The organism is Pseudomonas sp. 22085 (assembly GCF_052045815.1).
In the GTDB taxonomy this organism is placed as follows: Bacteria; Pseudomonadota; Gammaproteobacteria; order Pseudomonadales; family Pseudomonadaceae; genus Aquipseudomonas; species Aquipseudomonas glycinae.
Map to the genome: position 1 here is coordinate 15,202 of NZ_JBQEQA010000015.1, position 19,540 is coordinate 34,741.

General features: G+C 61.2%; 19 protein-coding genes. 7 read left to right on the forward strand and 12 right to left on the reverse strand.

Annotated features, from left to right (window positions below; genetic code table 11):
* Positions 1-64: 64 nt before the first annotated feature.
* Positions 65-1,519 carry a catalase gene (locus tag ACTJK7_RS18990; RefSeq protein ID WP_108563379.1) on the forward strand — a complete coding sequence of 485 codons (1,455 nt, stop codon included), beginning with the start codon at positions 65-67 and terminating at the stop codon, positions 1,517-1,519.
* 149 nt (positions 1,520-1,668) lie between these two features.
* Positions 1,669-2,136, forward strand: coding sequence for a bacterioferritin (gene bfr, locus ACTJK7_RS18995; protein WP_064382244.1), 468 nt, complete (start codon positions 1,669-1,671; stop codon positions 2,134-2,136).
* A gap of 65 nt (positions 2,137-2,201) precedes the next feature.
* Here bfr and uvrA read toward each other — a convergent pair whose 3' ends face one another.
* Positions 2,202-5,036 carry an excinuclease ABC subunit UvrA gene (gene uvrA, locus ACTJK7_RS19000; protein ID WP_011336165.1) on the reverse strand — a complete coding sequence of 945 codons (2,835 nt, stop codon included), beginning with the start codon at positions 5,034-5,036 and terminating at the stop codon, positions 2,202-2,204.
* A gap of 191 nt (positions 5,037-5,227) precedes the next feature.
* On the opposite strand from uvrA, the gene ACTJK7_RS19005 reads away from it, so the two are divergent.
* Positions 5,228-6,625, forward strand: a complete 1,398-nt coding sequence (locus tag ACTJK7_RS19005) for an MFS transporter (protein WP_007955631.1) — start codon at positions 5,228-5,230, stop codon at positions 6,623-6,625.
* A 9-nt stretch (positions 6,626-6,634) separates the two neighbouring features.
* Complete coding sequence (locus ACTJK7_RS19010) at positions 6,635-7,153, forward strand: single-stranded DNA-binding protein (RefSeq protein ID WP_007966163.1); 519 nt, start codon at positions 6,635-6,637, stop codon at positions 7,151-7,153.
* 75 nt (positions 7,154-7,228) lie between these two features.
* Here the strand turns inward: ACTJK7_RS19010 and ACTJK7_RS19015 are convergent, their stop codons facing one another.
* The 7 genes from ACTJK7_RS19015 to ACTJK7_RS19045 all read right to left on the reverse strand — a co-directional run bounded on the left by ACTJK7_RS19015 (position 7,229) and on the right by ACTJK7_RS19045 (position 12,405).
* Entirely contained in the window at positions 7,229-8,386 is a 1,158-nt protein-coding gene (locus tag ACTJK7_RS19015; protein WP_323151263.1) for a glutathionylspermidine synthase family protein, read from the reverse strand.
* A gap of 2 nt (positions 8,387-8,388) precedes the next feature.
* Positions 8,389-9,081 carry a DUF1190 domain-containing protein gene (locus ACTJK7_RS19020; protein ID WP_108563377.1) on the reverse strand — a complete coding sequence of 231 codons (693 nt, stop codon included), beginning with the start codon at positions 9,079-9,081 and terminating at the stop codon, positions 8,389-8,391.
* A gap of 17 nt (positions 9,082-9,098) precedes the next feature.
* Entirely contained in the window at positions 9,099-9,524 is a 426-nt protein-coding gene (locus ACTJK7_RS19025; RefSeq protein WP_074691674.1) for a DUF350 domain-containing protein, read from the reverse strand.
* 13 nt (positions 9,525-9,537) lie between these two features.
* Positions 9,538-10,188 carry a DUF2491 family protein gene (locus ACTJK7_RS19030; protein WP_323151264.1) on the reverse strand — a complete coding sequence of 217 codons (651 nt, stop codon included), beginning with the start codon at positions 10,186-10,188 and terminating at the stop codon, positions 9,538-9,540.
* A 124-nt stretch (positions 10,189-10,312) separates the two neighbouring features.
* Positions 10,313-11,011 carry a PspA/IM30 family protein gene (locus tag ACTJK7_RS19035; protein ID WP_064382239.1) on the reverse strand — a complete coding sequence of 233 codons (699 nt, stop codon included), beginning with the start codon at positions 11,009-11,011 and terminating at the stop codon, positions 10,313-10,315.
* A gap of 17 nt (positions 11,012-11,028) precedes the next feature.
* Positions 11,029-11,697, reverse strand: coding sequence for a YjfI family protein (locus tag ACTJK7_RS19040; RefSeq protein ID WP_011336160.1), 669 nt, complete (start codon positions 11,695-11,697; stop codon positions 11,029-11,031).
* Positions 11,698-11,850: 153 nt separating this feature from the next.
* Positions 11,851-12,405: a cysteine hydrolase family protein gene (locus ACTJK7_RS19045; protein WP_440780303.1), complete on the reverse strand. Its 555-nt coding sequence runs from the start codon at positions 12,403-12,405 to the stop codon at positions 11,851-11,853.
* Between the two features lie 100 nt (positions 12,406-12,505).
* On the opposite strand from ACTJK7_RS19045, the gene ACTJK7_RS19050 reads away from it, so the two are divergent.
* The 3 genes from ACTJK7_RS19050 to ACTJK7_RS19060 all read left to right on the forward strand — a co-directional run bounded on the left by ACTJK7_RS19050 (position 12,506) and on the right by ACTJK7_RS19060 (position 15,534).
* Complete coding sequence (locus ACTJK7_RS19050; RefSeq protein WP_440780304.1) at positions 12,506-13,501, forward strand: GlxA family transcriptional regulator; 996 nt, start codon at positions 12,506-12,508, stop codon at positions 13,499-13,501.
* Positions 13,502-13,679: 178 nt separating this feature from the next.
* Positions 13,680-14,786 carry a DUF3182 family protein gene (locus ACTJK7_RS19055; protein ID WP_323151267.1) on the forward strand — a complete coding sequence of 369 codons (1,107 nt, stop codon included), beginning with the start codon at positions 13,680-13,682 and terminating at the stop codon, positions 14,784-14,786.
* Positions 14,776-15,534, forward strand: coding sequence for an alpha/beta hydrolase family protein (locus tag ACTJK7_RS19060; RefSeq protein ID WP_064382234.1), 759 nt, complete (start codon positions 14,776-14,778; stop codon positions 15,532-15,534). Before ACTJK7_RS19055 ends, ACTJK7_RS19060 begins: the two co-directional genes overlap by 11 nt.
* Here ACTJK7_RS19060 and ACTJK7_RS19065 read toward each other — a convergent pair.
* From ACTJK7_RS19065 to ACTJK7_RS19080, 4 genes are read right to left on the reverse strand one after another with little or no spacing between them, the layout of a single operon-like run.
* The gene (locus ACTJK7_RS19065; RefSeq protein WP_011336156.1) at positions 15,522-16,523 is read right to left on the reverse strand and encodes a lysylphosphatidylglycerol synthase domain-containing protein; all 1,002 of its coding nucleotides are present in this window, start codon (positions 16,521-16,523) and stop codon (positions 15,522-15,524) included. The two genes, ACTJK7_RS19060 and ACTJK7_RS19065, sit on opposite strands and share 13 nt — an antisense overlap.
* Positions 16,520-17,806, reverse strand: a complete 1,287-nt coding sequence (gene clsB / locus ACTJK7_RS19070; RefSeq protein ID WP_011336155.1) for a cardiolipin synthase ClsB — start codon at positions 17,804-17,806, stop codon at positions 16,520-16,522. The genes ACTJK7_RS19065 and clsB overlap by 4 nt, the downstream gene beginning before the upstream one ends.
* Positions 17,803-18,600 (reverse strand): endonuclease/exonuclease/phosphatase family protein, encoded by a 798-nt coding sequence (locus ACTJK7_RS19075; RefSeq protein ID WP_440780305.1) that lies wholly within the window; start codon positions 18,598-18,600, stop codon positions 17,803-17,805. Before ACTJK7_RS19075 ends, clsB begins: the two co-directional genes overlap by 4 nt.
* Positions 18,597-19,523 carry a DUF72 domain-containing protein gene (locus tag ACTJK7_RS19080; RefSeq protein WP_440780306.1) on the reverse strand — a complete coding sequence of 309 codons (927 nt, stop codon included), beginning with the start codon at positions 19,521-19,523 and terminating at the stop codon, positions 18,597-18,599. The genes ACTJK7_RS19075 and ACTJK7_RS19080 overlap by 4 nt, the downstream gene beginning before the upstream one ends.
* Between the last annotated feature and the right edge of the window lie 17 nt (positions 19,524-19,540).

Consider the following 19,540-nt stretch of genomic DNA (forward strand, 5'->3'; position numbering starts at 1 on the left):
TGATCGATACTCCCCAACAAGCCGATTAGCCGGCAGTTCAAGACCGATAGAGGATGAAGATTGCATGAGCCAGAACAAGACGCTTACGACCGCCAGTGGCGCACCTGTCGCCGATAACCAGAACTCTCGCTCCGCCGGCCCTCGTGGTCCGTTGTTGCTCGATGATTTCCACCTGATCGAGAAGCTTGCTCACTTCAACCGGGAAAACATTCCTGAGCGTCGTGTACACGCCAAGGGTTCGGGCGCATACGGCACTTTCACGGTCACTCGCGACATTACGCAGTACACCAGCGCCAAACTGTTCTCTGCTGTCGGCAAGCAGACACCGACCTTCCTGCGTTTCTCCACGGTCGGTGGTGAGCGTGGTTCGGCCGACACCGAGCGCGATCCACGTGGCTTCGCCCTCAAGTTCTATACCGAAGAAGGCAACTGGGACATCGTTGGCAACAACACGCCCGTTTTCTTCATCCGTGATCCATTGAAATTCCCTGACTTTATCCACACCCAGAAGCGACTGCCGCAAAGCAATCTGAAAAGCGCGCAGATGATGTGGGACTTCTGGTCGCATTCGCCTGAAGCGCTGCACCAGGTCACGATTCTGTTCTCTGATCGCGGTATACCGGACGGATATCGCCACATGCACGGTTTCGGCAGCCACACCTACAGCCTGATCAGTGCTCAAGGCGAGCGTCACTGGGTGAAGTGGCACTACAAGACCAAGCAAGGGATCAAGAACCTTGCGCCGGCAGACGCTGCACGCCTGGCGGGCACTGATCCGGATTACGCACAGCGTGACCTGTTCGAAGCCATCGAGCGTGGTGACTTCCCGAAATGGAGCGTATGCATCCAGGTCATGACCGAAGCCCAAGCCGCTGCGCACTATGAGAACCCGTTCGACGTGACCAAGACCTGGTCGCAGAAGGAGTTTCCACTGATCGAGGTGGGTGAGTTGGAGCTGAACCGTAATCCGCTCAACTACTTTGCCGAAGTCGAGCAAGCCGCATTCGGCCCGAGCAACATGGTGCCTGGCGTAGGTCTGTCGCCAGATCGCATGCTGCAAGGTCGGGTATTCGCGTACGCCGATGCCCACCGCTACCGCGTAGGTACCAATCACCAGCAACTGCCAGTGAACGCCCCACGCAGCCCTGTGAATACTTACCAGCGTGATGGCTCGATGGCTTTTGGCAGCAATGGTGGCGCAGCGCCTAACTACGAGCCGAACAGCTACGTAGAGTCGCCGAAACAGGCGCCGCATTACGCTGAACCTGCGCTGGCCTTGAGTGGTGCGGCTGATCGCTACGATCACCGCGAAGACACCGACTACTACAGCCACGCCGGTGCGCTGTTCCGCTTGATGAGCGACGAACAGAAGGCGTTGCTGGTCAGCAACATCGCCGGTGCGATGGCGGGTGTTTCGAGTGATGTGATCGACCGTCAGCTGCAGCATTTCTACAAGGCCGATCCGGCGTACGGAGAAGCAATTGCAAAGCTGCTCAACGTACAGCTTAACGAAGTCTAAACGAGAAGCAGAACCGCCCTCATTCGGGCGGTTTTTGCGTTATTTAGGCTGCTTTTCTCAGAATATCTTCGCTTTTATTGCGCGAAGTGAGTGACCTTCCAGTCAGGTTGGTTCAAACTACAGACTTTCAAGCAGGGAGATGTAGGGCGATGCAAGGCCACCCAGACGTTATCGATTACCTCAACACGTTGCTGACCGGCGAACTGGCCGCGCGTGACCAATATTTTGTTCACTCGCGGATGTATGAGGACTGGGGATTCACCAAGCTCTACGAACGAATCAACCACGAGATGGAAGAAGAGGCCGGTCACGCCGATGCGCTGATGCGCCGGATTCTGATGCTCGAAGGCACTCCGCGCATGCGCCCGGATGATCTGGATGTCGGCACTACCGTGCAAACCATGCTCGAAGCGGATCTGCGCCTTGAATACAAGGTGCGCGCCGCGCTGTGCAAGGGCATCGAACTGTGCGAACAGCACGGCGACTATGTCAGTCGCGAGATCCTGCGGGTTCAGCTCAATGACACCGAAGAAGATCACACCTACTGGCTTGAAAAGCAGTTGGGCCTGATCAAGCTGATCGGTATCCAGAACTACCTGCAGTCCCACGCGTCCTGATTGCAATTGATACAAAAAAGCCCCTGTCACTGACGAAGTGACAGGGGCTTTTTCATGCCCGGCAATCAGGCCCGATCACGAATCAACAGCGGCTTGAGATAGTGACCGGTGTGAGATTGCTTCATCTCGGCCACTTCCTCAGGCGTACCGGTGGCAATGATCTGTCCACCTTTCGAACCACCCTCGGGGCCAAGATCCACCAGCCAGTCGGCGGTCTTGATCACGTCGAGGTTGTGCTCGATCACCACCACGGTGTTGCCGTGGTCGCGCAGGCGATGCAGTACGTCGAGCAGTTGCTGGATATCCGCGAAATGCAGGCCAGTGGTCGGCTCATCGAGGATGTAGAGGGTTTTGCCGGTATCGCGTTTGGACAGCTCGCGGGACAACTTGACCCGCTGGGCTTCACCCCCGGACAGCGTGGTAGCCGACTGCCCGAGCTTGATGTACGACAGCCCCACATCCATCAGCGTTTGCAGTTTGCGCGCCAGCGCCGGCACCGCGTCGAAGAACTCGCGCGCTTCCTCGATGGTCATCTCGAGGGTTTCGTGGATGTTCTTGCCCTTGTATTTGATCTCCAGGGTTTCGCGGTTGTAGCGCTTGCTCTTGCACACGTCGCACGGGACGTAGATGTCCGGCAGGAAGTGCATTTCCACCTTGATCAGACCGTCGCCCTGGCAAGCCTCGCAACGTCCGCCCTTGACGTTAAACGAGAAACGTCCAGGGCCATAACCACGGGAGCGGGACTCGGGTACGCCGGCGAACAGCTCGCGGATTGGCGTGAACAGTCCGGTATAGGTCGCCGGGTTGGAACGTGGCGTACGACCGATCGGGCTCTGGTCGATGTCGACGACCTTGTCCAGATGCTCCAGGCCCTTGATGCTGTCATGAGCTGCCGCTTCCAGGGTGGTCGCGCCATTGAGTGCCGTGGCGCTCAAAGGGAACAGCGTGTTGTTGATCAACGTCGATTTGCCCGAGCCGGAGACACCGGTCACGCAGGTCAGCAAGCCGATCGGGATTTCCAGGTCGACGTTGCGCAGATTGTTGCCCCGCGCGCCCTTGAGCGACAGCACCTGCTTCTTGTTACGCGGCGTGCGCTTGGCCGGTACTTCGATCTTGACCCGGCCCGACAGGTATTTGCCGGTCAGCGAGTCAGGGTGCGCCATGACTTCGTCCGGCGTGCCTTCGGCGACGATCTGCCCGCCATGAACACCGGCGCCCGGGCCGATATCCACTACGTAGTCGGCCAAGCGGATCGCGTCTTCGTCATGCTCTACTACGATGACCGTGTTGCCTATGTCGCGCAGGTGTTTGAGGGTGCCGAGCAGGCGATCGTTGTCGCGCTGGTGCAGGCCAATGGACGGCTCGTCGAGGATGTACAGAACACCCACAAGGCCCGCGCCGATCTGGCTGGCCAGACGAATCCGCTGCGCTTCACCGCCAGACAACGTATCGGCACTGCGATCCAGCGACAGGTAGTCGAGACCGACGTTAACCAGAAACTGCAGGCGCTCGCGAATTTCCTTGAGAATCTTGTCGGCGATTTCGCCGCGGCGGCCGGTCATCTTCAGCGCGCCGAAGTAATCGCAGGCGTCGCCGATCGGCAGGTTGGTCACCGCCGGCAGGGTTTTCTCGCCGACCCACACGTGCCGAGCTTCGCGACGCAGGCGGGTGCCACGGCAATCCGGGCAGGACTGGGTGCTGAGGAACTTCGCCAGTTCTTCGCGCACGCTCGCCGATTCGGTTTCGCGGTAGCGGCGCTCAAGGTTCGGCACGATACCTTCGAACGGGTGCGAGCGTTTGACGATGTCGCCCCGGTCGTTGAGGTATTTGAAATCGACGTTCTGCGAGCCACTGCCGTGCAGGATGTATTTCTGTTGATCGGCCGGCAGCTCGTTGAACGGCTGCTCCAGGCTGAAACCATAATGCGCGGCCAATGAGCCAAGCATCTGGAAGTAATAGACGTTGCGCCTGTCCCAGCCACGGATCGCGCCTTCGGCCAGGGTCAAGTCACCGTTGACCAGTCGCTTGATGTCGAAGAACTGCTTCACGCCCAGACCGTCGCAGGTCGGGCAGGCGCCGGCCGGGTTGTTGAAGGAAAACAGTTTGGGTTCCAGCTCGCTGATCGCATGGCCGCAGATCGGGCAGGCGAAGCGCGCGGAGAAAATCATCTCTTCGCCCGGCTCGTCGTCCATCGGCGCCACCAGGGCGATGCCGTCGGCCAGCTTCAGTGCGGTCTCGAAGGATTCCGCCAGACGCTGCTGCAGGTCGGCGCGAACCTTGAAACGGTCGACCACGACTTCGATCGTGTGCTTCTTCTGCTTATCCAGTTTCGGCAGTTCGTCCAGCTCGCAGAGCCGACCGTTGACCCGGGCCCGGACGAAGCCCTGGGCGCGCAGCTCTTCGAACACCGACAGGTGCTCGCCCTTGCGCTCGCGGATCACCGGCGCCAGCAGCATCAGCTTGCTGCCTTCCGGCTGCGCCAGCACCAGGTCGACCATCTGGCTGACGGTCTGGGCTTCCAGCGGGATGTCGTGATCCGGGCAGCGTGGCGTACCGACGCGCGCATAAAGCAGACGCAGGTAGTCGTAGATTTCGGTGATGGTGCCGACCGTGGAGCGCGGGTTGTGCGAGGTCGACTTCTGTTCGATGGAGATCGCCGGCGACAGGCCTTCGATGGTGTCGACGTCGGGTTTTTCCATCATCGACAGGAACTGCCGGGCGTAGGCCGACAGGGATTCGACATAGCGGCGCTGACCTTCGGCGTACAGCGTGTCGAAAGCCAGGGACGACTTGCCGGATCCGGACAGGCCGGTGATGACGATCAGTTTGTCCCGTGGCAGGGTCAGGTCGATGTTCTTCAGGTTGTGGGTGCGGGCCCCACGAATCAGGATCTTGTCCAAAATGGCCTCGCTCGGCGGGCGTCGAAAACACAGGAGTATACGGCCAAATACTGGATGGATGCACACTATCAAGTGAAGGGTTTTTTGCCTTACATGAAGAGAGTTTCATCTATACGCGTCAAAGCGTCGCGATATACCCCGTCTCTCGATGGGACTGGTAGAATCGCCGCCGGTTCACACGAGGTTTTTCCATGCACGATCCCCACAGCGAACGCATGAGTGGCAGCGAGACCCGCGCGGCGAGCGGTCTGGCCCTTGTGTTCGCCTTCCGTATGCTTGGCATGTTCATGGTGTTGCCGGTACTGGCGACCTACGGCATGGATCTGGCGGGAGCGACCCCGGCCCTGATCGGGCTGGCGATCGGCGCTTACGGCCTGACTCAGGCGATCTTCCAGATTCCGTTCGGGATCATTTCCGACCGTATCGGCCGACGTCCGGTGATTTACCTGGGGCTGATCGTCTTCGCCCTCGGTAGCGTGCTGGCGGCTCAGGCCGATTCGATCTGGGGTGTGATCGCCGGGCGGATCCTGCAGGGCGCCGGCGCTATTTCCGCAGCGGTCATGGCCTTGCTCTCTGACCTGACTCGCGAACAGCACCGCACTAAAGCCATGGCCATGATCGGCATGACCATCGGCCTGTCGTTCGCCGTGGCGATGGTGGTCGGGCCGCTGTTGACCCGTGCGTTCGGCCTGTCCGGTCTGTTCCTCGCCACGGGTGGGATGGCGCTGGTGGGGATAGTGATCGTGATGTTCATGGTGCCGAAATCCACCGGGCCGCTGAGCCATCGTGAGTCCGGCGTTGCACGCCAGGCGTTGATGCCGACGCTCAAGCACCCGGACCTGCTGCGGCTGGACCTGGGCATTTTTGTGTTACATGCGATGTTGATGTCGAGCTTCGTCGCACTGCCCCTGGCGCTGGTCGAAAAGGCCGGTCTGCCCAAGGAGCAGCACTGGTGGGTGTACCTCACCGCGCTGCTGATTTCTTTCTTCGCCATGATTCCGTTCATTATCTACGGCGAGAAGAAACGCAAAATGAAACGAGTTTTGCTCGGTGCCGTGATGACGCTGATGCTGACTGAGCTATTCTTCTGGCAGTTCGGTGACAGCCTGCGGGCTCTGGTGATCGGAACGGTGGTGTTCTTCACCGCGTTCAATCTGCTGGAAGCATCGCTGCCGTCCCTGATCAGCAAGGTTTCACCGGCAGGTGGCAAGGGCACGGCCATGGGCGTGTACTCCACCAGTCAGTTCCTCGGTTCGGCACTCGGCGGGATTCTCGGCGGCTGGATGTTCCAGCATGGCGGTCTGTCGGTTGTGTTCCTTGGATGTGCCGGGCTGGCTGCACTTTGGCTGGCCTTTGCTGTTACCATGCGCGAACCTCCCTACGTGACGAGCCTGCGCCTGCCGCTGTCGCCCGAAGCGATCCGCGAAGCGGGTCTGGTCGAGCGTCTCAAGGCCCTCGTAGGGGTAACTGATGCAGTCATAGTCGCTGATGAAGCGGCGATCTACATCAAACTGGACACCGAATTAATGGATCGCACCACTCTCGAACGCCTGGTGAACAACCCGGCGCAGACTGCGTGCGAAGCCTAGGAGAACGTTATGGCCCGTGGGGTTAACAAAGTCATTCTGGTCGGTACTTGCGGCCAGGATCCCGAAGTACGCTACCTGCCCAACGGTAACGCCGTGACCAACCTGAGTCTGGCGACCAGCGAGCAGTGGACCGACAAGCAGACCGGTCAGAAGGTCGAGAAGACCGAGTGGCACCGCGTATCGATGTTCGGCAAGGTTGCCGAAATCGCCGGCGAATACCTGCGCAAAGGTTCGCAGGTCTACATCGAAGGCAAGCTGCAGACCCGTGAGTGGGAAAAAGACGGTATCAAGCGTTACACCACCGAGATCGTGGTCGACATGCAAGGCACCATGCAACTGCTCGGCGGCCGTCCACAACAGGGCGACCAACAAGGCGGTGGCAACAACTATCAGCAGCAGGCGCCACGCCAGCAGGCTCCGCGTCCGCAGCAGTCGGCACCTCAGCAGCGTCCGGCCCCGGCTCCACAGCAGGCCGCACCGCAACCGGCTCCGGATTTCGACAGCTTCGATGACGACATTCCGTTCTGATTCGCTGCAGTATCCGCGCTAAATAAAAAAGGCCTGTCGCTGAACACGACGGGCCTTTTTCATGTGCGCGGGTTTTCAGTCAAGAATCAGATGCGGCAGGAACCGGCTCGAATCCTTGGTGATCAGGCTGTTGTCTTCGCGCACACCAATCCCCGCCGCCTGGTCGCCGATCACCCACGAGCCAATCAGCGTGTAGCTGTCGTCGAACTTCGGCAAAGGGGAAAATTCCTGCAGGATGAAGGGCGCATCGGTGTAGGGCCCATCCTCTTTGACGATCAGGCCTTCAGCGGTCTGCAACTCGATATTGGCGCCTTCCCGCGAGAAGTACGGTTTACGCACCCAGCCCTTGGGCACCACGCTGCCCGGATTCGGGTCAAGGTGTGCGGCCAGCAGATTCGGGTGGCCCTTGTGCAACTCCCATAGAAGGGGCAGGGCACCCTTGTTGGAAAGAATCGACTTCCACGCCGGTTCGAAAAACTGGGTGTCGCACTCGGCAATCGCTGCGCCGAACGGTTCGTGGAAGATGAACTCCCAGGCGTGCAGTTTGAACAGGTGCGGGATCCAGCGATCCTCGAGATCCACGAAACGACCGTCAGCGCTCAGGCCGATGTCTTCGATATCGATGTGCCGCGATTCGATGCCGACCTTTTCTGCGATCAGCCGCAGGTAATCCGTGGTGCCCTTGTCTTCGACCGAGTCTTTCATCGAGGCGAAGTAAAACGGCCGCGTGAGTTTCAGTTGGGCGAAGGCTTCGTGCAGCCGGGTGTCGATGCTGTTGAACTGGTCGGCATGGCGCGGCAGCATCCCGCGCTCGATGCACTGCTCCAGCCAGCCCCATTGGAACGCCGCCGCTTCGTAAAGACTGGTGGGCGTGTCGTAGTTGAGCTCGAGCAGCTTCGCCGGGCCATTGCCGCTGTAGGAGAAGTCCATGCGCCCGTACAGATGCGGATGACCTTCCAGCCAGGACGTTCGGATCATGTCGTAGTACGACGCCGGAATGCTCAGGCGATCCAGCAGTTCTTCGCTGTGCACGACGCGGTCGACCAGGTCCATGCACATCTCGTGCAGCTCGGTGGTTGGATCCTCCAGATCGTTTTCGATCTGTGCGAGCGTGAACTGGTAGTAGGCGCGCTCGTCCCAGTACGGCTCGTCGTCGATGGTGTGAAACAGAAAGCCGAGGCTTTCGGCGGTCTGTTTCCAGTCGTGGCGCTTGGCGCAGTGGATCTTCTTCATGGTCAGCTGCTCGAACGGCCCCAGCCGCCCCAACCACTGCGTGCGCTGGACTGGCTGCCGAAGCCGCCACGGGAGGTGGACGCAGCGACGTTGACCGGTTTGCGGTAATCGCTGTCGTAATCCCGCTGGTTGCGGCTCGGCGCCGATTCGATGCGACGGTTCAGCGTCGAGGTGTCGTAGGTCTGGCGGGTATTGCGTTCACGATAAACCGGCCGCGAATCACTCGCGCGGTTGTTGCTCATGGCATTGCCGATCAGCCATCCGGTGAGCCAGCCATTGCCTGCACCGCTGGACGAGTGTGAAGTGCTGGTCTGATTGCTCTGCACGGCGGCCGCGTCGCCGGCGGGCATCTGGGCATTGGCGATCGCATCGAGGTTCTGCGCCGGCTCACCGTCCTGCGGCACCTTGAAGCCGCCGAGTTTCGGCACGAAACGGCCGGCAGAATTTTTCTGACACCAGTCGGCGGCAAAGTCCGCGTCGCAGGCAGCCTTGTCGTCGTAGGCCGGGGAGATCCGCCGGTGTTCGGCCAGGGCGGCGACGTAGGCATTCGAGCAGACATCCGGCGCCACTTCGGCATCGACGCATTGTTCGACGCTCTGGAAGTTGCGTTGCTGTTCCTGGGCGGCCACTTCACCAGAAATCGCCAGGGCTACCGAAGCGGCCAGCGACAGTTGAACGTACTTGCTTCGTTTCATCTCAGGCTTCCTGCCGATCAGTAGGACGGGGTCATGCACGCGGCGTTGAGCATGCCGACGCTGATCGCCACCGCCGCCACATAGATGCCCGCGGCGATTTCACCGTTGGCGATGCGTTGGGACGTGCCCTTGAGCACCAGCCCGGTCGCCAGGAACGCCAGCAATTGCACCGCGGCCGCGATCACCGCCCAGAGGACGAAGTCGAGGACGTTGATCGAATGAGCGATCACGTTGCTCGCCGGAATCGCGAAACCGATGATCGCGCCGGACAGGGCAATGGCGGCGGCGACGTTGCCGGAACGGATCAGCTCGAATTCCTTGTGCGGCGTGACGCGGGTGTAGACGAACTGAAACAGCATGAACAGCAGCACGGCGCCGATCAGGTAGGCAACGAAACCGACCAGCGCGGCTTTGTTCAGGGAAATGGACAACGCTTCCAGCATGGAAAACTTCCTTTTAAATGGTGCTCAAATCGGTGGTGTACAGCGAGATGCCCAGCGAGGTGCTCAGGCTGACGGTGCCTTCTTCGTCCTGTTCGACGGAGAACAGCAAGAGTTCGCGGCGATCGGTCAGGCCGGTGTCCCGGGCGTAGAGCATCGAGTGATGGTTGATGGTGTAGGACTCGTCCGGGTTGATCACCTGTTCGGTCAGCGGCACCAGTTCGGTCTGGCCGCGTTCGGTGCCCCACTCACGGGTGTATTCGACGCCTTCGTGGCGATAGGTCGGTAGGCCGATCAGGCTGTTCGGGCCGGCCAGACGCTGCAATTCGGCGTCACTGTTGACCGTCACGTAGCTAACGTAGTTGAACAGCGTCACCGACTCGATCTGGTCATCACCGGTGACATGGATCTGTACCCAGAATTCTTCATCGTTCAGATAGTAGCGATGCAGTTTGTTCGACTGGCCGAGGTCGATCCAGCCGGCGCTCCAGATGGCCTGGGCGTCGGGAACCCGCACTGACGTGCTGCCGTCGAGCAACAGGCCGAGGGTCGTGTCGAAGCGGATCGCCTTGCCCTGCGCCAGTCCGAGCGGGCCGCCGGCGGGCTCGGACGCCGGCGCGGCCGACTGCCAGTTGCTGGTGCCGAGCAAATCTTTGAACCATCCCATGGGTACATTCCTTGAAGCGGGTATCGATATTCGTTGGCAAAACGCCGCTAGTGTACCGGGCCGCGCGGCGAACGAGCAGGCAAAAAAGAAGGGCACCCGGTGCCCTTCTGTTTTCTCGCCGCCGTTATTGGGCGGACTTCTGCTTCAGACGCTCGAGGATGGCGTTGGCGCTGCCTTCGTTCGGCGTGATGCCGGCTTCGCGCAGCTTGCGATCCAGGTCGTTGCCGGTCGACGCATCGGCCAGTTCGTCGGCAGCGCTCAGCTCGGCAGCGCGTTGCTGCTGCTTGGCTTGCAGACGGTTCAGAGTACCGACAGCGGTTTCCAGCTTGCCGTTGGCGCCGCCGCTGGCGATCGAGGCGCTGACCTGCGCTTTCTGCACGCTCTCACGGGCCTTGGCCATGTCCACTTGCTGGCGCAGGCTCTTGATCCGCGCTTCGGCCTTGTTGATGTCCTTGCGCATGTTGTCGGCGTAGGTGCCGAACTCGTCGGTCTGCTTTTTCTCGACGCCCAGGTCGTTGGTCAGGGTCGAAATCGCTTCGGCCACTTCCAGCGCCAGGTCTTCACGGCCGGCGTTCAGGGCGGAAACGGCCTTGGCTTCCAGGTCCCTGATCTTGGCTTCGTACTCGCTCACGCGGTCGGCGGAGAGTTTGTGCTTGGCCATGATGGTGACCAGTTCGCGACGGGCATTGGACAGCGCGCTGTCGGCGTCACGGATTTCCTGATCGAGGATGCGCAGGGCCTGTTGGTCGGCGATCGCTTCGCCGACTTCGTTGGCGCCGCCGCGCAGCGCGGTGAACAACTTGCTCCAGATGGACTGAGTCATTGGATATTCCCTGTTGATTACTTGAAGAAGTGTTCGAAGGCTTCGCTGGCGCGCTGTACGTTGTCGACCAGGGTTTTCACCTCGGTGACCACGTTGGTCAGGCTCGAGTCGGCACTCAGTGCACCGAACATGTTGTAGACGGTCTGGCCGTTGGGCATGGTCTCGATGCCGATCGACGACAGCGGGAACATTTCCCGGCTGCGCAGTACCGCGTCGTTGAAGGCGCGCACATCGGTGATCGAATCGATGTCCACCAGCACGGTGTCGACGATGATCTGCTGACCGGCGAGGGCGATGTGAATCGGCAGACCGCCGAATTCGTTCATTTCCAGCTTGAGGCTGGGTTCGGAGCTCTGGATCAGAGACAGCGTGATCTCTTGCGAAGCCACCTCGTCCAGCGCCTTGAAAGCGTTGTAGAGGCTATCGATGTTCCAGTTGTTGCCTGCGCTCATGTAATTCTCCGACATGAAAGAGCCAGCCAGAATCGGTTGGCGTAGCTGTTGCTCCATTTGCTTGAGCAAGCTTCGGTTTTCCGGAAGCACCCAAGTTTCGTGTTTCACATAACCGGCGGCAGCCAGGCCCGCGCGCATCTGCTTCATGTAGAAGCTCGACGGCTTTTTCGCGGACGGTGTCGAGCGCACTCCCTTTGGGCTCTCTGACTTGGTGACAGGGGAGCGGCTTTTCATGGCGATGACTCCGTTATGAACATCTCACGCGTGAGCCACACTACAACCAAATCAAAGTGCCATCAATGGCTCACGCGTGAGATTTTCATGACACGCGAAAAAACGCCCGCAACGTGGCGGGCGCAGATTTTTCCGGGTGTGTCGGAGCAGGGCTTAGCGGCTGGCAGCGAGGGACTCGTCGGTGGATACCACGCTGGCATAGGCAAACCCCAGCGCCGACATGAACGCCGCATGCACGTGGGCGGCGGGCACGGTCAGACCGTTGAATTCCAGGTCGCGGGTGGCGCAGGCATCGTGGATGACCGTGACGGTATAACCCAGATCGGCCGCCGCACGGGTAATGCCGTCGACGCACATGTGGCTCATGCTGCCGACCACCACCAGCTCCTTGATACCTTGCTCGTCGAGGATCGATTGCAGCTCGGTTTCGCGGAACGAGTTGACGAAGTGCTTGAGCACCACCGGCTCGTCGGCGCGGTTGAGCACTTTCGGATGCAGCTTGGCGCCCTCGGAGCCCGGAGTGAAAAACGGCGCCTCGGGCGAGGTGAATTCGTGGCGGATATGCACCACAGAATTGCCGGCCTCGCGGAAGGCCGCGATCAACCGGGCGGCGTTGTCGGCGGCGGCGTCGGCACCGGCCAGCGGCCACTTGCCTTGGGGGAAGTAGTCGTTCTGGATATCGACTACGATGAGCGCTTGCTTGGCCATGGGTGTGTCCTCGAAGTGTGGGTGGGTGTGGGTTCAGTATTGGCGCTGGCCACGTCTTCGAGGATTGGCCGCACCGACAATACACAGGGGAAAACTGACAATGGGTGCAGAAAGGACCGTCGCGGAACTGGGCGTGCTGATGTATCCCGGCGCGCAAATGGCGGCGGTGCATGGCCTGACCGACCTGTTCGGGGTCGCCAACCGGATCGCCGCCGAACACCAGGCCACACAGCTGCCGCTGCTGCGGATCAGCCACTGGCAGGTCGATGACGACCACCCGCCCGTGCGGGTTTACGACAGTCATCCCGGAGCCGACAACGGTTTGCTGGCGGTGTTGATCCCGCCGTCCATTGCCGGTTTTTCCGCGGCACAGATGCCGGCCGGGCTGCTGCCCTGGCTGCGTGAACAACATGCGCGTGGCGCGACGCTTGGCGGTGTGTGTGTCGGCTCGTGGCTGCTGGCGGAGAGCGGGTTGCTCGACGGTCGCAGCGCTACCACGCACTGGACTTCGGCCAAGGCCTTCGCCGAGTGTTACCCGAAGATCAGGCTCAAGGCAGACACGCCGATTGTCGACGACGGTGACCTGATAACGACGGCGGGGCTGATGGCCTGGTCAGAGCTTGGTTTGCGACTGGTGGACCGCTTGCTCGGGCCGAGCATCGCCAGCAGCACCGCGCGGTTTCTGGTGGTGGAGCACAGCGACAGCGCCAGTGCGTGCGGGAGTAATTTTGCGCCGATCCTCAACCACGGAGACGGTGCGATTCTTCAGGTTCAGCATTGGTTGCAGGGCACCGGGGCGACTGACGTCTCGCTGACGGCAATGGCCGAACGTGCGGGCCTGGAGGAGCGCACATTCCTGCGTCGGTTCCGCGCGGCGACCGGCCTGAAACCCACTGAATACTGCCAGCACCTGCGCGTCGGCAAGGCTCGGGAAATGCTCGAGTTCACCAACGGCACCATCGACCACATTGCGTGGACGGTGGGCTATCAGGATCCGGGCGCCTTTCGCGCGATATTCAAGAAAATCACCGGGCTGGCGCCGAGTGAATATCGCGCGCGATTCGGCGTCAGTCCGCCGCCTGCCGTGGCGAAGTAAAACGCACTCTTCGTGCAAAATGCCGGACCCTGCAGCGCGGTCGTGCAGATTGAAACAGGCGCGGTGCCAGCACGTTTTTTTCAACTGGCTGATTTTCAGCGTGTTTCACGCCAGCGCCGGTTGGCCTGATCTCTGCACCCTCTGACCTACATTCACGCAGCCATTGGAAGGGGGAACAATGACCCCGACATCCCGCAGGAAAGTGGTCGTCGCCCATTCGGTTCGGCCCGGCGCACCACAGCATGAAGTGCAGACCAACAAGGCCCTCGCGCGATGGCTGGCGCAGATCCTCGGCCTCAAGTTCGGCGGCAGTTACGACGCCGAAAAGCATCGCGGCCGGGATATTTATCTGCTGCCGACCCAGACCCTCGTCGGTGCGGCGGCCCGTGAACTGGGTGTGAGCGGCCCGGATGATCTGTGGGGCGGTTTCGTCGAGCACGATTTCATCTGCACCAAAGCCATCAGCCACGGCTTGCGCAGCCATCAGGCTCATGCGCCGCAAGGCTGGTCGCCCTTGTTTTCCGAGCGGGTGCGCACCGTGGTGCTGGACGGACTCAGCGTCTTTGCATTGGAGGATGCGCGACCTGCCGCCGAACATCTGTTGTACAGCGGGCCGATCCGGATCAAGCCGATTCACGCTTGTGCCGGGCGGGGTCAGGAAGTGATCAAGAGCCTGGATGCGTTCGACGAAATCCTCGCCCGACCCGAGGCTAAAGAATTGTTCAGCGATGGCGTGGTGCTGGAGCAGGACTTGAGTCAGGTAGTTACCCACAGCGTCGGCCAGTCGTTCATCGGCGGCACGGTGCTGAGTTACTGCGGTGATCAATACTTGACCAAGGACGCCCACGGCGAAGAGGTGTACGGCGGCTCGAACCTGCTGGTGGTGCAGGGCGGTTACGAGGATCTGCTGGCGCTGGATCTGCCCGACGACGTGCGTCTGGCGATCCAGCAGGCGCAGGTGTTCGACCGGGCGGCGGACGAAGCCTATCCGCGTTTCTACGCCTCGCGGCGCAATTACGACATCGCCCAGGGCCTGGACAGCGAAGGCCGGCCGCGCAGTGGCGTGCTCGAGCAGTCCTGGCGCATGGGCGGCGCCAGCAGCGCGGAAGTGGCGGCGCTGCAAAGTTTCGTCAACGATCCTTCGATGCGCGCGATCCGCGTGTCGTCGGTGGAAACCTATACCGATCAGGCCCTGCCGGCGGATGCCATCGAGGTGTATCGCGGGCCGGCCGAGAACAGCGACTTTCTCCTCAAATACGTAACGGTCAAATCCTATGACGGCTAGAAGCGAAAGCATTCAAATCGACATTGATGATGAAAAGATGAGCGGGACGTTCCTCAGTCCCAAATCGAAAGTCCCCGGCGTGTTGTTCGTGCACGGCTGGGGCGGCAGTCAGGAGCGGGATCTGGAACGGGCCAAAGGCATCGCCGGCCTGGGTTGCGTGTGCCTGACCTTCGACCTGCGCGGGCATACCGGCGGTACCGGCATTCCGCTGAGCCGGGTGACCCGTGAAGACAATCTGCGTGATTTGCTGGCGGCCTACGACCGGCTGCTCGCCCATCCGGCGCTGGACACCTCGGCCATTGCGGTAGTGGGCACCAGCTATGGCGGTTACCTCGCTTCGATTCTGACCTCGCTGCGCCCGGTGCGCTGGCTGGCGCTGCGGGTGCCGGCGCTGTACCGCGACGAGCAATGGCACACGCCCAAGCGCGATCTGGACAAGGCCGACCTGCGCGATTATCGCGGTACGCTGGTGCGCGCCGACAGCAACCGCGCCTTGCACGCCTGCTCGCAATTCACTGGCGACGTGCTGCTGGTGCAGTCGGAAACCGATGACTACGTGCCCCACGCGACGATCATGAGTTACCGCGCCGCATGCCAGCAGACTCACTCGCTGACTCACCGCATCATCGACGGCGCCGACCATGCCCTGAGCGACCCGACCTCGCAGCAGGCCTACACCTCAATCCTGGTCGACTGGATCACCGAGATGGTGGTGGGCGAGCGGTTGAGCATCATTCAGTCCCGCTGATCAGATTTAGGTTTCTTCTCGATCCGCAATGCCTTGGCCTTGGCTTCCACCACCAGGTACATCAGCACGGTGATCAGCAGCGGCAGCAGGAAATAAATCGCCCGGTACGCCAGCAGCCCCGCCACCAGGCTGCCGCGCGAAGCCTCGTGTTGCAGCAGCGCCACGAACACCGCTTCCAGCACGCCGAGCCCAGCGGGAATGTGGGTGATGACCCCGGCAATCGCGCTGATCAACAGCACCCCGAGCACCAGCGGATAGTCGAGCTTGCTCGGCAGCAAGGTGAAAATCACCGCTGCCATCAGCGACCAGTTCAATGCCCCGAGCAGCAATTGCAGGACCGCCATGCGCAGCGACGGCAGGTTGATTTCTACCCCGCGAATCGACCACTCGCGCCGCCGGGAAAACTGGCAGGCCACCAGATAGCCGACACTGACCAACAGCAGCAACACGCCAATGCCCTGCAACGCACCGCTGCTGATTTTCCAGCCCGGTGGCATCCGCACCAGCCCGCTGGCGAACACCACGCCGGCGATGGTCATGTAGCCGAACCAGTTGGTCGCCAGGCTCAGGCCGAGGATCTTGGCGATGTTGCTTTTGCTCACCCCGAGCCGCGAATACAACCGATAACGCATGGCGATCCCGCCGACCCACGCGCTGAGGTTGAGGTTGAACGCATAGCTGATGACGCCCACCGGCAGGATCTGTTTCCACGTCAGGTCCTGACGAATGTAGGTGCGGCCGATCAGGTCGAAACTGGCGTACACCAGAAAGCTCAGCAAAGTCAGGCTGGAGGCAATGATCAGGGTGCGCACCTTGAAGTCGGCGAGGGTTTGCAGCACTTCGGCCCATTCGATGCGACTGGCGAACATCGTCAGCAAAACGATCAGCGCCAGAAAGAACAACAAGGTCAGCGGACGTTTCCAGCGACTCCAGCGGGACTTGCCCGCCGGTGTCGGATGCACCGCCGCGTGGGCTTCGGATTGGCTCATGAATGATCGCTCCCGGCGGCATGGGAAAAGGGTTTGAGTCGTGGTTTGTGCGCCGGCAGCCAGCCGGCCATGGCCGGAAAATGCCGCAGGAAGTGAAACACCAGAAAGCCCACGGTCATGTGCCAGATTCGCCCGCGTGGCGACTTCGCGGCGTCCATCGCTTTGCAGTGGTTGTGGCTGAGGTCTTCGAGACGTTCGAACAGGTGGCGATTGAAGGCGCGGTCGCGAATCAACACGTTGGCTTCCAGGTTCAGCGACAGGCTCAGCGGATCGAGATTGCTCGAGCCGACGGTGCTCCATTCCTCGTCCACCAGCGCCACCTTGCCGTGCAGCGGCCGCTCGCAATATTCGTGAATCTGCACCCCGGCCTTGAGCAGGTAGTCGTAGGTCATGCGCGCGGCGAGTTTGGCCACCAGCATGTCCGGCTGCCCCTGCAGAATCAGCCGCACCTCGACCCCGCGTCGGGCGGCGTTGCGAATCTCGCGCAGCAGGCGATAGCCGGGAAAGAAGTAGGCGTTGGCGATCACCACCCGCCGTTGGGCGCGGCGCAGTACCTGCAAATAAACGTCTTCGATATCGGTGTGGTGCCGGTCGTTGTCGCGGAACACCAGGCGCACCTGACCGTCGTGATCGTCGAACGCCATCTCGGCACGCCGTTGCCGGCGACGCTGCCACCAGAATCTCGCCCGTCCCGGTCGGCCGCTTTGCAGCAAAGCGAAATGATGGATGTCGGTCACCGCCGGGCCCTGAATCTCCACCGAGTAATCCTGCTTCGCTTCGGGGCCGAAATCGGCCAGGTGATCGCCGGAGAAATTGATCCCGCCGATGAACGCGATCAACCCGTCGACCACCACGATCTTGCGATGCAAACGACGGAACCAGTTGGTGCGAATGCCCAGGCGTTTGGGGGCCGGATCGAAGATTTGCAGATGCACGCCGGCTTCACTCAGCGCGGCGAGATAGCCGGTGCTCAATTCGCCGCAACCGAAGCCGTCGAGGCTGACGGTGGTGCGCACGCCACGCCGAGCAGCATCGATCAGAATCTCCTGCAATTCCTTGCCGACCTTGTCTTCGAAGACGATGAAGGTCTCCAGCAGGATTTCGCTTTTCGCCGCGCGCATCGCTTCGAACACCCGGGGAAAATATTCCTCGCCGTTTTCCAGCAGCTCGATCCGGTTGTTGCCCTGCCAGCGATACTCGACATCGACGGTGCCGGGCTCGCGCACGGGCGGGGTGATGCTGACGGGCTCCACGGCGGATTTCTCCAACGGTGCACTGCTCATAGTTCAATCTCCACCGATAGCGGTGCGTGGTCGGAAAGGTGTGACCAGGGACGGTTCGCCAGTACTTTTGGCTGACTGGCCTTGAGGTTGCGTACATAAATCCGGTCCAGGCGCAGCAGCGGCATGCGCGCCGGAAAGCTGCGCGCCGGTTTGCCGTGATGCGCCGCAAACACTTCACGCAGGCCACAGGGTTCAAGCAAGGCATCGGCGCGCTGGCGCCAGTCGTTGAAATCGCCGGCGACGATCACCGGCGCATCCTCGGGCAGTTCGGCGAGGCGCTCCCGCAGCAGGCGCAACTGGTCGTTGCGATGACTTTCGCGCAGGCCCAGATGGACGCAGATCGCATGCACTTCACGGTCGTCTCCCGGCAGGCGCAGCACGCAATGCAACAGGCCGCGGTTTTCATGGCCGCTGATCGAAACGTCGAGGTTGTCATGGCGCACGATCTGGAATTTCGACAACACCGCATTGCCGTGATCGCCGTCCGGATACACCGCGTTGCGCCCGTAGGCGAACTGCGGCCAGAGGCTGTCGGCGAGAAACTCGTACTGCGGCATCGTCGGCCAGTTTTCGTAGCGTTTGGGATGGTGCTCGTGGGTGCCGTGGACTTCCTGCAGGAACACCACATCGGCGGACACGCTGCGCACCGCTTCGCGCAGTTCCGGCAGGATGAAACGCCGGTTCAGTGCGGTGAAACCCTTGTGGGTGTTGACCGTCAGCACGGTGAAACGGCGCACCGTGGTGATGACCGTGGACTGCTCGTCGGTGAATCCGAGCGGTTCGGGAATGCTCATGCGAGTACCCCTTCGGCGGCTGGCTCACCGGGCACGGTTTCAAGGTTTTTATCCAGATCGAAGCGCTGCAAAAGGCTGCGGGCATCGAAAGGCGCGCGAACCTTGATGTCGTTGTCGAAGTAGCAGAAAACCTCGCGGGATTTACGGGCCCGAGGTTTCAGGCGCGGCGCGATCAAATGGGCATCGCGCGGTTGCCGGCCATGGTGCCAGGCGTCGATCCGGTCGGCCCAGCGTCGCAGCGCAGCTGCGGTGTAGCCGCTGGCGTAGAGTTCTTCGGCACCATGCAGGCGCAGGTAGACGAAATCGCTGGTCAGGTCTTCGCGGTACGGCCATTTCCCGGCGGTGTCGGCGATCACCAGCGCAGTGTTGTAGCGCTTGAGCAGGCGCACGAAGTCGGGGTCGATGAAACTGTCGTTGCGGATTTCCACGGCATGGCGCAGCGGTTTTTTGCCGTAGGCCTTCAGGCTCGCGTGGCCGTGCAGGTGTGAGTCGTGTCGGCGGGCGAGGTCAGCGGCGGCCTGGGTGTCGTGGGGCAACTGGTCGAGAAAGGCTTCGAAACGTTCGGGGTCGAATGTGAAGTTGGGCGGGAACTGCCAGAGGATCGGGCCGAATTTTTCCTTCAATTCCAGCACCCCGGAGGCAAAGAAATTGGCCAGGGGTTTCTCGATATCGCGCAGGCGGCGGATGTGGGTGATGAAGCGGGGCGCCTTGATGCTGAACACGAAGTCATCCGGCGTTTCGGCGTACCACTGGGCGTAGCGTTCGGGCCGTTGCAGGGCGTAGAACGATCCGTTGATTTCGATGCTGTTGACCGCCCGTGAGGCGAACTGCAATTCGCGTTTCTGCGCCAGCCCCTTGGGGTAAAAGTCCCCGCGCCACGGGGCGTAACGCCAGCCTGAAATACCGATGTGAATCGTTGCCATGCCGCCCTCCCGTCGAA